Raw genomic sequence first — 14,425 nt, 5'->3', positions numbered from 1 at the left:
GCCCGCCTCCGCGCCTCGCCTCCTCAACCCGCCTCCTCCCTCGCTCTCGTCACCTCGCCGGTTCCCGTACGGGTGCGTTGTGCCTGGCGTGGGAGAGGAAGGCGCGGGCGGCGCGGCTGAGCGGACCGCGCGGGTGGACGATGCCGACGGCGCGCAGCAGCGGCGGGGTGAAGGAGCGGACCTCCACGCGGTGGCCGAAGGCCCGTAACACCATGTCCCGGTACCAGATCAGCGAGCCGCGCCCGTCCGCCACGCTGGTCACCCAGGCCAGCCGCTCGTCCGCCTCCACCACCGCCACCGGACGCACCCCGACGCGGCCGAACATCGCCTCCAGCTCCGTGCGCCGGCCGGTGCCGGGGGTCGGCAGCACCATCCGCAGGCCGCCCAGCATCCGGAACGGCATCGGGTCGGGCAGTCCGGAGCCGGGCGGGGAGATCAGTACGACCTCGCGGTCCTGGAGGTGATGTGTCGACAGATCCTTGTCGACGGGCAGATCGACCAGGCCCAGTTCCGCCGCGCCGTCGGTCAGGGCCCGTACGAGTGCCTCACGGCTGTCGTGCTGGAGCAGACGCACGTCGACGCCGGGATGGCGTTCGGTGAAGGAGGGCACGAGGTCGGCGGCGAGGTCGAGGGAGAGCGTCGGGGTCACGGCCACGATCAGCGTGGCGGGCGAACTGCCGCCGTGCGCCGGACCGATGTCCTCGATCGCCTCCACGGCGTCCAGGACGGTCCGGGCCAGGCGTACGGCACGCGTGCCTTCGGGCGTGAGAGTCGCGCCCCGGCCCCTGCGGTCCAGGAGCTCCACGCCCAGATCACGTTCCAGGGACTGGATGGAGCGGGAGAGGGCGGGCTGGGCGATGTAGACGGAACACGCCGCGGCCGTGATGGAACGGCAGTCCGCGACGGCTACGAGGTAGCGCAGCTGCTGCAGTGTGGGGGTCATGTGCGGACGTTAACTCCAGCGCCGTGAGGGTGTAAGAGGCACACGGATGAACAAATGTCCGCCACGTCAAGGTGATTGAGGCCCGGTCGGCAGCAGTCCATACCGCGGCGGCATGGGTCGTGGATGGGCGTTGACACTGCGGGTCGGTCGCCGCACGATGCAACGCGACATGGCGGTGTTACCGCCGGTTACTTCATTCGCGGCGTCCGTACGCCCCCTACGTCTTGCGCCCGTACGTCCGTACGCCCCTACGTCCTACGTCCGTACGCCCCTCTGCCTGACACCGGTCCCCGCTCCCCCGCCCGGTCCTGCCCGGAAGCAACCGCCGGGAAGCAACCACCCGGAAGTAACCGGGAGCAACTGCCCGGAAGTAAAGGAGAGCCCGTGATCTCTCAGCCCGCCCGGTCCTTGCGTCAGGACCTCGTCGTCGTGGTCAGCCCGTTCGAGGAACCCAATCCCGGGATGGTCGCCGCCGCGCAGCGAGCCGGTGCCCTCGGCCTGCTCGACCTCGGCAGGGACCCCGACCGGGCGCGCACCGCACTGGCCGCACTTCGCGGACGCGGGCCGTACGGAGTCCGGGTACCGGCCGGATGCCCCCTCACCCCGGACGAACTGCCCGACGCTGTGGACACCGTTCTGCTCGCCGAGGAGTGGTGGCGGACCGGGACAGGCGAGTGGGCCGCCGACGGCAGGCGCCGGCTGTGGGCCGAGGTCGTCAGCCCCGCCGAGGCGGTGGCTGCCGTCGCCGCCGGAGCGACCGGGCTCGTGGCCAGGGGGCACGAGGCGGGCGGCCGGGTCGGTGAACTGACCACCTTCGTACTGCTGCAACGCCTCCTCGCCGACCGGCAGCTGGACGTCCCGGTCTTCGCAGCGGGAGGCATCGGACCCCACACGGCCGCCGCCGCCGTCGCGGGCGGCGCCGCCGGTGTCGTACTCGACGCACAGCTCGCACTCACCACCGAGGGAGCCGCCGAACTGCCGGCCGCGGTCGCGGCCGCGATCCGTGCCATGGACGGCAGCGAAACCACGGTCGTCGCGGGCCACCGCGTCTACACCCGCCCCGATCTGGCGTTGCCGGAAGGCGACATCGCGCGGCTGCTGGGCGCACACGGCCTGAGCACGCAGCCCCTGCCCATCGGCCAGGACGGTGCGACGGCCGCCCGGCTCGCGGCGCGTCACCGCACCACCGGCTCCGTCGTTCAGGCCGTACGCGCGGCCATCACCGGGCACATCGAGGCCGCCGCACGGGTCCGCCCCCTACTGCCGCGCCCGGGCGAGGAGCATCTGCCGGTCGTCCAGGGACCCATGACCCGGGTCAGCGACCGGCCCGCCTTCGCCGCCGCCGTCGCCGACGCGGGCGGGCTGCCCTTCCTAGCCCTGGCCGTGATGAACGGCCGTGAGGTACGCAGACTGCTCACCGAAACCGCCGAGCGCCTGGCCGGCCGCCCCTGGGGAGTCGGCCTGCTCGGCTTCGCCCCGGACGAGCTGCGCCGCGAGCAGCTCGCCGCCGTCGCCGAAGCACGCCCGCCGTACGCGATCATCGCCGGCGGCCGCCCCGCCCAGGCGGCCCCGCTCGAAGCCGCCGGGACCAGAACGTATCTGCACGTACCCTCGCCGGGACTGCTGGACCAGTTCCTCGCCGAGGGAGCGCGGCGCTTCGTCTTCGAAGGGCTCGAATGCGGCGGCCACATCGGCCCGCGCGCGGCCTTCCCGCTCTGGGAGGAGCAGATCGAGCGACTGCTCTCCTGCCCGTACGCCGCCGAACTCGACGTGCTCTTCGCAGGCGGCATCCACGACGAGCGTTCCGCGGCGATGGCCGCTGCCGCCGCCGGGCCGCTGGCCGAGCGCGGCGCCCGGACCGGCGTACTCATGGGCACCGCCTACCTGTTCACCGAGGAGGCGGTAGCCGCCGGAGCCGTACTCCCCGGCTTCCAGAGCACCGCTCTGGACTGCGACACCACCACGCTGCTGCGCACCGCTCCCGGCCACGCGACCCGCTGCGCCACCACTCCGTACACCGATGCCTTCACCACCACGGCCGAGCGCCTGAGGCAGGACGGCGCGAGCCCGAACGAAGTGTGGGAGGAGCTGGAGAGGCTCAACCTCGGGCGGCTGCGTATCGCGAGCAAGGGCCTGCGCCACACAGCTGCGGGGCCCGTGCCGGTCGACGAGGAGGAGCAGCGCGGCGAGGGCCTCTACATGCTCGGCCAGATCGCCACCGCACGCACTGCCACCACCACGGTCGCCGCCCTGCACGCCCAGGTGACCGAGGGTGCGACGGACCTGCTCGCCGAACGCGCGGAGCAGCTTCGCGAGCCCGAGCCCGGCGCGGACCGGGAAGCCCCGCTCGACATCGCCGTCGTCGGCATGGCCTGCCGCTACCCGGGCGCGGACGACCTCGCCGGGTACTGGGCGAACATCGTCGCCGGGACCGACTCCGTCACCGAAGTGCCCGCCGACCGCTGGGACGCCGCCGCCTACCACGACCCCGACCCGGCGCGGGCGGGCGAACGTACCCCCTCCCGGTGGGGCGGCTTCCTGACGCCCGCCCCGTTCGACGCACTCGCGCACGGCATCGCCCCCGCCTCGCTCGGCAGCATCGAGCCGGTGCAGCTGCTCGCCCTCGACATCGCCGCGCGCGCCCTGGCCGATGCCGGTTACGCGGGGGAGCGGCACTTCGACCGCTCCCGCACCTCCGTCGTCTTCGGCGCCGAAGCGGGCACCGACCTCGCCGGAGCGTACGGCTTCCGGGCCCTCCACCCCGGCTACCTCGGCGAGCTGCCGCCCGAACTCGATGCCCAGTTGCCCCGGCTGACCGAGGACTCCTTCCCCGGCGTCCTCGCGAACGTCATCGCCGGGCGCGTCGCCAACCGCCTCGACCTCGGCGGCGCCAACTGCACGATCGACGCCGCCTGCGCATCCTCGCTCGCCGCCCTCGACCTGGCCTGCAAGCAACTGCGCGACGGGGACAGCGACATGGCGCTGTGTGGCGGAGCCGATGTGCACAACGGCATCAACGACTACCTGATGTTCGCCTCCGTACGCGCCCTCTCGCCCACGGGCAAGTGCCGCCCCTTCGACGCCGCCGCCGACGGCATCGCACTCGGCGAGGGCGTCGCCTGCGTCGTACTCAAGCGCCTGGCCGACGCCGAACGCGACGGCGACCGCATCTACGCCGTCGTCAAGGCCGTGGGCGCCTCCAGCGACGGACGCTCCCTCGGGCTGACGGCCCCACGGCCCGAAGGACAGCGACGCGCCCTGGAACGTGCTTACCGGCGGGCGGGGATCACGCCCGGCGAGATCGGACTGGTGGAGGCGCACGGCACGGGCACCGTCGTCGGTGACAGCACCGAACTGGCCGTCCTTACTGAGGCGTTCGGGGGCGGGGCCGGGGCCGGGGGCGCGGGCGCGGGCGGGCGCGTAGGCGTGGGCGTAGGTGGGGGCGTCGCTTCCTGCTCGCTCGGATCGGTCAAGTCGCAGCTCGGTCACACGAAATGCGCGGCGGGCCTGGCCGGGCTGATCAAGGCGGTACGTGCCGTGCACAGCGGCGTACGACCGCCCACCCTGCACCTGAACAGCCCCAACCCCGACTGGCAGCCGGACTCCAGCCCCTTCTTCTTCGACACCGAGGCCAGGCCGTGGTCCGCGCCCGCGGGCCGGCGGCTCGCCGCGGTCAGCGCGTTCGGCTTCGGCGGCACCAACTACCATGCGGTGCTGGCGAGTTACGGTGATGCGGGCGAGCCGGCGCACGGGCTGGACAGCTGGCCCGCCGAACTGTTCTGCTTCCGGGGCGCCGACCGCGCGGCCGCGCGCCGTTCCATGGACCGACTCGCCGCCAGGCTGGAACAGAACGACGCGGCAGGGCGTCCGTGGCCGCTGCGCGACCTTGCCGCCGAAGCCTCCGCATCTGCCTCCGCCGGTGACGGCGAGGTCCGGGTCGCGATCGTCGCCACCGGTCTCGACGACCTGGCCGCGAAGCTGGGTCCGGCCCGGGACTTCGTCGCCGCCGACGGGGTCCATGTACGGGACGAGACCACGGCCCCTGGGCAGGTCGCCTTCCTCTTCCCCGGGCAGGGCAGCCAGCGGCCGGGCATGCTGAGCGACCTCTTCGTCGCTTTTCCGCGCCTGCGGACACTGCTCGACGGCGCGGATCCGCGCCGCGTCGCCGCGATGTTCCCGCCCGCGGCCTTCACCGCCGAAGAACGAGCGGCCCAGCGCGCAGCCCTCACCGACACGCGGACCGCCCAGCCCGCCCTGGGCCTCGTCGGCGCCGCCGCGCACCTGCTCCTCACCTCGCTCGGCGTGCGCCCCGACTGCACGGCCGGCCACTCCTACGGAGAGCTGGTCGCCCTGTGGGCAGCGGGTGCTTATGACACCGCGACCCTCCTGCGGCTCAGCGACCGCCGGGCCGATGCGATTCTCGCCGCCGCCGGTGACGACCCCGGGGCGATGGCCGCCGTTTCTGCAGCCCCGCACGAGCTGCCCGGACTGCCGGCCGGATGCGTCGTCGCCAACCACAACGCACCCGTGCAGACCGTCATTTCCGGCCCGACCCCATCGGTCGACGCCGCGATCGCCGCACTGCGCGACGCGGGCATCACCGCCGAACGCATCCCGGTGGCCTGCGCCTTCCACAGCGAGGTCGTCGCCGGAGCGTCTGAGGCCCTGGCCGACGAGCTGGCCGGTGAGGTCGTGGCGGGGCCGGTAATCCCGGTGTGGTCCAACACCACAGCGGGCCGCTACCCCGGCGACCCGGTGGCGGTACGGGACATGCTGGCCCGCCAGCTTGCCGAACCCGTGCGCTTCGCCGAGCAGATCGAAGCGATGTACGCCTCCGGAGTGCGGACGTTCGTCGAAGCCGGACCCGGCCGGGTGCTCACGGGTCTCGTGGGGCGGACCCTGGGCGACCGGCCGCACACCGCCGTCCCGCTGGACGTCCCGGGGGAACACGGCCTGACCCGCCTGGTCACCGCACTCGCCGAACTCGCGGCGGCTGGCGTCCCGTTCGACCCGGAACCCCTGTTCAAGGGCCGCACCGCGCCACTGCCCGCCGAAGCACCCCGACGTGCCGGATGGCTGGTGGACGGCCACCTCGTACGGACGGCGGACGGCGAACCGGTGGCGGGCGGACTGCTCCCGCCCCGGCGAGTGGCGGCGGCGGTTCCGGTGGCAGCCGTGGACCGGCGGGAGGACGCCGTACTGGAGTATCTGCGCGGGGCACGGGAACTGGTGGCCGCGCAACGCGACGTACTGCTGGGCTACTTGGGGGCAGATGCGACTCCGCCCTCCGCAATGCCTGTCCGGCAGCAGTACACCCCCGAAGTGCCCGTTCCGCACGCGACAGCCGAGGAACCAGAGGCTCCCCAAGCCCTGACACCCGATCAGCTGATGGACGCGATCCTGGAGATCGTCCACACCCGAACCGGCTACCCGAGGGAGATGCTGGACCCCGCACTCGACCTGGAAGCCGACCTCTCGGTGGACTCCATCAAGCGGGTGGAGATCATCGGTGCGCTCGCCGACCGGATCGGGTTGCCGCGCGGGGCGGACGGCCCGGCGGAATCGGCCGTCGAGGAACTCGCCCGGCTGAAGACCATCAGCGGCATGGTCGACTGGCTGACCTCCCGAGCCACGCGCCCGGCCCCGGCCGTGAATCACCCCGCCGACTTGCCTACGGCTATGGCCGCGGGCCCCGTTGCGGACTCCGCCACGGGCTTGGCTGCGGGCTTCGGTTCGGGTCTGCCAGTGGGCTCTGGCACGGGTCCGGCCTCGGACCGAGCCTCGGATCCGGCTGCGGCCATGGGAGTGGGCCTGGCCATGGGATCTGGCACGCGCCCAGCGTCGGACCTGACTTCGGGCCCCGCTTCGGGCTCGGTCTTGGGCCCTGCCTCGGGCCGGGATGCGGGCTTTGGTACGGGGCCAGCCGTGGGCTCTGACACAGGCTCAGCTTCGGGTCCGGCCTCGGGCTTGGACGCGGCCTTCGGTACGGCTTCTGGCCTGGGTTCCGGCACGAGCGCTGGGGCGGGTTCCGCTGCGGTCCCGGCCCTGGGCCCCGCCTCGGGCCTGGCTGCGGGCTTCGGTACGGGTGCCGTCTCCGAGCCGGTCTCGGAGCCGGCCCGGATCCGAGCCTCCGGCACCGGCACCGGCACCGGCACCGACCCCGCCACCGAACCGGGCACCGAGCGGCCCCTTTCAGGCGTCACCATGGGGCACCTGGATACCGACCCGGGCGTGCCACAGGGCGAGTTCGCTCGCGGGGGCGTCGTGCGGTGCGCCTCCCGGGCCGCCCGGCTGCTCGTCGAAGTCGCCCCCGTGGGGCCGCCCGTGAGCCGTGAACCCGCCGACGTACTGCCCGGCCGGCGGTTTGCCGTGGTCGACGACGGGCTTGGTGTCGGCGTTGCCCTCGCCGCCGCGCTGGAGTCCTACGGGGCCGAGGTGCGTACCGTGCGCCGGGAACGTCTGGCGGACGCCGCCGGATCCGACGGCGTGGTGGATCTCGGTGCGTTGCGTGCGGCCGAGGCGCCCGTGCTGCCGGAGGCGTTCGGGGCATTGCGCGAGATGCTGATCGCGGGCACGCGCCGGCTGCTGCTCGTCACCGGCTGCGGCGGGGCGTTCGGGCGTAACGCTTCCTCACCGCACTCCGCCGACCCGGTTCCCGGTGCGGGGCTGTGCGGATTTGCCCGTACGGCGGCGATCGAATACCCCGGCGTGGAAGTCCGCGCCGTGGATGTCGACCCCAAGGACCGTCCCGAACGGATCGCCGCCCACCTGATCGCCGAACTGTGTTCCCCCGAGGAGCCGGTGGCCGTCGGCTACACCAACGGAACCCGCAACAGCCTGCGCACCGTCACCGCTCCCCTCCCCGACACCGAAGCGGTGCGGCTCCGGCTCGGTCGCAACGCGGTGGTGCTGCTCACCGGCGGAGCGCGCGGCATCACCGCCCGTACGGCCGTTGCCCTCGCCCACGCCACCGGATGCCACATCGAGCTCATCGGGCGTACGCCACCCCCCGACGACGCCGAGGATCCGGCGGTCGCCCACGCCCACGACCGGGTCACCCTGCGCGCGGCCCTGGTCCGGCAAGGCCTGCGCACCCCCGCCGAGGTCGAAGCGGCCGCGTCCCGCGTCCTCGCCGCTCGCGAGATACGCAGCACCCTCGCCGCGCTCGGCGGTGTCGCGGCCTCCGTCCGCTACCACGCGGCGGACGTCACCGACGCCGACGCCGTACGGGCCGTCATCCAGGACGTACGCGCACGCCACGGCCGCCTCGACGGGATCGTGCACGGTGCCGGAACCATCCAGGACAGGCTGCTGTGCGACAAGGACCCGGCATCCTTCGCACGCGTCTTCGCCACCAAGGTGGACGGTGCCCGTCACCTCGCCGACGCGGCCGCCGACCACGGCGACGCGCCCGCCCCCGGCTTCCTCGTCTTCTTCGGCAGCGTCGCCGGGGTCTTCGGCAACCGCGGCCAGGCCGACTACGCGGCGGCGAACGACGCCCTGGACACCCTGGCCGCCGCCCCGGCCTGGTCACGCCGCTTCCCGGGCCGTGTCCTCGCCATCGACTGGGGGCCGTGGGCCGCCGAGGCCGGCGGCATGGTGACGCCGGAACTGGAGCGGATGTACGCGAGCCGCGGCATCCCGCTCCTCGATCCGGCCGCGGGCACCGCCGCGTTCCTCGCCGAGCTTGCGCACGGCACCGTGGGCCAGGTCGTCCTCATGGCGGAGCACCCGGGGGAGGCCCACCATGGCTGACCCGCGACGCGGACCCCGCCCGACCGACGCGGCCGTTGTCGGCATGGGCGCCGTGTTTCCCGGCGCCGCCGACCTGGCCGCGTACCGGAGGAATCTCTACGCGGGTCTGGACGCCATCAGCGATGTACCGCCCGGCCGCTGGGATCCCGAGGTCTATTACGACCCGAACGGGGCCGAAGCCCCGGCCCGCAGCGACCACTTCTACTGCCGACGCGGGGGTTTCATCGACGACCTCGCCGCCTTCGACCCGACCCGATTCGGCATCATGCCCGCGGCCGTGGCCGGCGCGGAGCCCGATCAGCTGCTCGCGCTGCGCGTCATCGCCGAGGCGGTGGCCGACGCGGGGGGCGATGAGCGGCTGCCCGCCGACCGCTCCCGGATCGGCGTGATCCTCGGCCGCGGCGGATTCATGGGCGTTGCCACCGCCCGCCTCGACCAGCGCGTACGCACGGCCCACCAGATCGCCGCGACCCTGCGCGAACTCGCCCCCGAGCTGGGCGAGGACCGGATCACGGCGGTCCGCGAGGCGTTTCAGGCCGGCCTCGGCCCGGAGCGGCCGGACGCGTCCATCGGCCTCGTACCCAGCTTCACGGCCGCCCGTACCGCCAACCGCCTGGACTTCCGGGGCCCCGCCTACACCCTCGACGCCGCCTGCGCCTCGTCGCTCCTCGCCGTCGAGCAGGCGGCCGGCCTCCTGGCGGGCGGCGGCTGCGACCTGGTGGTTGCGGGGGCCGTGCACCACTGCCATATCGCCACGCTGTGGAGCGTCTTCACGCAGCTGCGGGCGCTGAGCCCGACCCAGACCATCCGTCCCTTCGACCGCCGCGCCGACGGCACGCTGCTCTCCGAGGGCACCGGCATCGTCCTCCTCAAGCGCCTGGCGGACGCCGAACGCGACGGCGACCGGATCTACGCCGTCGTACGAGGGGTCGGCGTGGCCGGTGACGGCCGGGCGGCGAGCCTGATGAGCCCGCTGGTGGACGGCCAGGTACGCGCCCTGCGGCAGGCCTGGGCGCAGGCCGGTCTCGACCCGGCCGCGCCCGATGCGCTCGGCCTGCTGGAGGCGCACGGCACCGGGACACCGGTCGGCGACGAGGCGGAACTCGCCACCGTGGCCCGGGTGTTCGGCCCCCGCGTGGCGGGCACCGACCCGGTCGCGATGGGCTCGGTGAAGTCGATGCTCGGCCACACCATGCAGGCCTCGGGGATGGCCGGGCTGATCAAGGCCGTACTCGCGGTGTACGACGGGACGCTGCCCCCGACCCTCCACCTCGACGAACCGCACGAGGGCTTCGCGCGGACGCGCATGCGTCCGGTGACGGCGGAAGAGCCGTGGGAGCGGGGGCGCGCACCGCGACGGGCGGGCGTGAACGCGTTCGGCTTCGGCGGGATCAACGCCCACGTGGTGCTGGAGGAGGCACCGGGCGGCGGGTCCGTGCCGCTCGTACGGGAGGGGGGCCCGGCCGGCCGCGCGGTGCGGGGACCTGCCACGGAGACGGCGCCGTCGGCGAAGGCAACGGCCGCGACGGGAGAGTTGCCGGGCCCCGTTCCCGCCACGGCGGCGCGCGCCGGGCTACCGCCGGGAGGACGGCTCAGGGCCGGTGCGGCCGATCCAGGCACCGCGCCCAAGCCCGCTGCCGCACCCGGCACGGAGCCGCCCCGCCCGGCTGCTGAGCAGGGCCCCCCGGACGGGACGGAGCCCAGGAACCACCCCGGCAACGCGAGCCCCCCACCACCGCCCGCCCAAGGGCCCCGGAGCCAACCGGCCTCGGCAACGGCGGGCCAGGCTCCGGCGGCTTCGGCATCGCCGGGTCCGGAGGCATCGGCCTTGGCATCGGCCGGCTCGGCTCCGGCGGCGTCCGTCTCGGCTTTGGCCGTCTCCGCGTCCGCGGGCCAGGACACCGGGGCCCAGGGCCCCGCGGGCCCGGCTCCGGCGGCTTCGGCAGCAGCGGGCTCGGTTCCGGCGGCTTCGGCATCGCCGGGTCCGGAGGCATCGGCCTTGGCATCGGCCGGCTCGGCTCCGGCGGCGTCCGTCTCGGCTTTGGCCGTCTCCGCGTCCGCGGGCCAGGACACCGGGACCCAGGGCCCCGCGGGCCCGGCTCCGGCGGTCTCGGCACCGGCGGGCTCGCCTGCGGCGGCCTCGGGCTCGGACGCGCCGGGTTGGGTATCGGCGGTCTCGGGCCCGACGGCTTCGCCAACCGCAGGCCCGCTGCCGACGGCTTCGGTGTCCGCGGACCCGGTTCCAGAAGGTTCGGTGTCCGCATCGGCGGTCCGCCCGCCGGTAGGCACGGGCCCCGGGGCGGGCGGGCTCGTGCTTCGCATTGCGGCCGCCACTCCCCGCGAACTCCTGGGCGTGCTCGAAGCCTTGCCCGATCGCTGGCGGGCTTCCGCGCCGCTCGGCTCCGGTGGTCCTTGTCGCCTTGCTCTTTTCGGGGCCCACGGGCGCAAGCAGCGGGCCCTCGCAGCGGCGGTTGTCGCTCGGGGGAAGCCGTGGCGCGGGCGTGGCGGGGTGTGGTTTGCGCCGAGGCCGTTGCTCGCGGGCGACGCTCGGCTCGCGTTCCTGTTTCCCGGGCTGGAGCCGGAGCTCGCTCCCTGTGTCGACGGCGTCGCCGACCACTTCGGGCTGCCCCGGCCCGCCCTGACCGGTGGCGGCGCACTGGTCGAGCGGGCGGTCGACGCCATCGCCGTCGGCCGGTTCTTCGCCCGCGTACTCCCCGAACTCGGCATCCGGGCCGACCTGCTGGCCGGACACAGCCTCGGCGAATGGACCGCCATGGTGGTGGCCGGGATGTACCCGCAGCAGGCGGTCGACACCTTCCTCGACTCGCTGCGCCCCGGCGATCTCGACGTCCCCGATCTCGTGTACGCGGCCCTCGGCTGCGGCGCGCGGCAAGCTGCCGACGCGCTGCGGGGGCTCGACCGTGTTGCCGTCAGCCACGACAACTGCCCTCACCAGTCGGTGCTGTGCGGCGAGCCCCGCCCCGTTGCCGACGCGCTGATCCGGCTGGCCGGCCAGGGCGTACTCACGCAGGAGCTGCCATTCCGGTCGGGCTTCCATACGCCGATGTGGGCGCCGTACCTCGACCAGGTGCGCGCCGCCTTCGCCAGGCTGCCGCTGCGGCCGCCGACCGTACCTGTGTGGTCGGCGACCACGTGCGCCCTGTACCCAGGGGGCGAGCACGAAGTCCGGGACGTGGTGCTGCGCCACCTGCTGGAACCGGTGCGCTTCCGGGAGCTGACCAGCCGGTTGTACGCCGAGGGTGTACGGGCCTTCGTACAGATGGGCCCGGGCAGCCTCCCCGGCTTCGTGGCGGACACCCTGCACGGCCGGGACCACCTCGCCGTCTCCGCGGGCGCGGCCCGGGGCAGCGACGGGCTGAACCAACTGCGCCGGCTTGCCGCAGCGCTGTGGACGGAAGGCCTCGACGCCCGCTGGGATCGCCTGACGGACCGCAACCCCGGGATGCCGGCCGGGCCTGCGGTGCCTGCCTCGCCCGCAGCGCCCAGACCTCGCCTCGTACGGCTCGACCTCGGCTCCCCGCTGGTGCGCCTCGGCAGCAACGCGCCCGAGTTGTCCGTGACCGGCCCGTCCCGGCCACCCGCCGCCTCCAGCCACGCACTGGTCTCGGCCCTGGACGCCGTACTGGAGGAGACGCAAGCCGCAGCACGCAGCGTTGCGGAAGCCTGGCGCGCTGCCCCCGCCCTCCGGCCGGCGCCCACCGCGCCACAGGAGCACCGCACCCGCCGTCAGCTCTCCCTGGAGACCATGCCGTACGTCCGCGACCACTGTGTCTACCTCCAGCCCGACACCTGGCCCGAGCCCTCCGACCGGTTCCCCGTCGTGCCCATGACCACGCTGCTGGAGCTGGCCGCGGACGCCGCGCGCCAGCTGGTCCCCGGGCGTACTGTGGCCGGTTTCGACGATGTGCGCGCCCTGCGCTGGCTCGCCGTCGCCCCGCCCGTCGATGCCGAGATCAACGCCTTCCACGACCCCTCCGACAGCGGCCGGGTGCGGGTCGAGATCGCCGGGTGCGCGACCGTCACCGTCGTCCTGGCCGACCGTCGTCCTGCCCGCCCCGCCCCCGATCCTTCGGCACTGACCCGCGAAGCGCCGCCGCCGGTCAGCGCCGAGGCCCTCTACCGCGACCGGTGGATGTTCCACGGGCCGGCCTTCGCCGGAGTCCGCGAGGTGACCGCCGTCGCCGACGACGGCATCCGGGGGGTGCTGTGCGCCCTGCCGGCGCCCGGGGCACTCCTCGATGCCGCCGGGCAACTGCTCGGTCACTGGATGCAGTTGAGGCTGACGGTCGACCGGCTGGTGTTCCCCGCGTCGCTGGAGCGGGTCCGCCTCTACGGGCCCGCTCCACGTGACGGCGCGCTGGTACGCGCCACCGCCCGCATCCGCGCCGTGCGGCCGGGCTCCGTACTGGGCGACGTGGAACTCACCCACGGCGACGGCACCGTACTGGCCCGCCTGGAGGGCTGGACGTACCGGCGCTTCGCCGCCGACGAGCGGGTGTGGCCGATGAAGTTCACGCCGGAGATCTGCGGCATCGGCGAGCCGCAGCCCGGCGGCTGGTGTCTGGCACGGCGCCGCTGGACCGACCCCGCCTCGCAGGAGCTGGTGATGCGGCGCTACCTCGGCGCCGCCGAGCGGGCGGCGTACGAGCAGCGTCCGCCGCGGGCCCGCGCGGCCTGGCTGCTCGGCCGGATCGCGGCGAAGGATGCGATACGCCGGCTTCTCTGGGAGCGCGACGCGGGCCCCGTCTTCCCGGCCGAAGTCCCCGTGGGCAACGACGACCGGGGCCGCCCGCGCCCCGAAGGCCCGCTCGCCGCAGGGCTACGGCTCTCCCTCGCCCACAAGGACCGGCTGGCAGTCGCGTACGCCCAGCCTGCTCACACCGTCGGCATCGGCATCGGCATCGGAAATGGCATCGGCATCGACGTCGAGACCGTCACCGACGATCCCGCCGCACTGAGCCGTATCGCCCTCACCGCCGACGAGCGGCGCCTCGCCGAGGAGCTCGCCGCGCGCGAAGGCACCGGCACGGCGCAGGCGCTCACCGCGCTCTGGTGTGCCAAGGAAGCAGCCGCCAAGGCGGAAGGCACGGGCCTCGGGGGACGCCTGCGGCAGTGGACCGTCACCGACGCTCCCGCAGGGCTCCGGGTGACCTCGCCCGAGGGCCGTAGCCACGCCGTGAGGATCAGCACGGTCCACGACCTGCCCGGCCCCGGTGACGACGGCCCCACCCTCCACGTCGTCGCCCGGACAGTAGCCACAGCCACAGCCACAGCCACAGCCACAGCCGCATCCACCACCACCCCAGCCACCACCGACCCGACGGAGGCCAGCCATGGCATCTGACCCCACGGCCGAACGGATACTCGCCGAGATCACCGCCATGCTCGTCGAGACCGTCGGCGACGAGTTCCTCCTCGCGGACGAGGTCACTCTGAAGACCACGTTCAACGAGGATCTGGCGCTGGAGAGCATCGAGTTCGTCGCACTCGCAGAGTTGCTCCAGCAGCGCTACGGGGCGGCGGTGGACCTGATCGCCTTCCTGGCGGAGAAGGACATGGAGGAGATCCTGGCCATGACGGTCGGCGACCTCGTGTTCCACATCGCCGGCACAGCGCCGTCGGCTCCGCCGGCCTCGCCGACCCCGCCGACCACGTCACGCCCATCAGCCCCGTCGTCCACCTCGTCCGCCTCGGCCGCCTGAGCCC

Annotated in this window: 4 protein-coding genes; 3 read left to right on the top strand and 1 reads right to left on the bottom strand. The window is 74.1% G+C overall.

The genetic code is table 11. The features are described from left to right. Nucleotides 1-49: 49 nt before the first annotated feature. Nucleotides 50-943, bottom strand: coding sequence for a LysR family transcriptional regulator (locus tag PXH83_RS00450; RefSeq protein WP_214922715.1), 894 nt, complete (start codon nt 941-943; stop codon nt 50-52). Between the two features lie 384 nt (nt 944-1,327). Here PXH83_RS00450 and PXH83_RS00445 point away from each other — a divergent pair, with 384 nt between their 5' ends. Genes PXH83_RS00445 through PXH83_RS00435 form a run of 3 tightly spaced genes read left to right on the top strand, consistent with a single transcriptional unit; the run spans nt 1,328 to nt 14,421 of the window. Then, nucleotides 1,328-8,698 carry a type I polyketide synthase gene (locus tag PXH83_RS00445; protein WP_274555353.1) on the top strand — a complete coding sequence of 2,457 codons (7,371 nt, stop codon included), beginning with the start codon at nt 1,328-1,330 and terminating at the stop codon, nt 8,696-8,698. Next, entirely contained in the window at nt 8,691-14,063 is a 5,373-nt protein-coding gene (locus PXH83_RS00440; RefSeq protein WP_274555352.1) for a type I polyketide synthase, read from the top strand. Before PXH83_RS00445 ends, PXH83_RS00440 begins: the two co-directional genes overlap by 8 nt. Beyond that, nucleotides 14,053-14,421 (top strand): phosphopantetheine-binding protein, encoded by a 369-nt coding sequence (locus PXH83_RS00435; RefSeq protein ID WP_274555351.1) that lies wholly within the window; start codon nt 14,053-14,055, stop codon nt 14,419-14,421. Before PXH83_RS00440 ends, PXH83_RS00435 begins: the two co-directional genes overlap by 11 nt. Nucleotides 14,422-14,425 lie beyond the last annotated feature (4 nt).

The sequence above is a fragment of the Streptomyces spiramyceticus genome (assembly GCF_028807635.1).
GTDB lineage: Bacteria > Actinomycetota > Actinomycetes > Streptomycetales > Streptomycetaceae > Streptomyces > Streptomyces spiramyceticus.
Note: the sequence above shows the minus strand (reverse complement) of the source record. Positions and strands in the feature narration are given on the sequence as shown.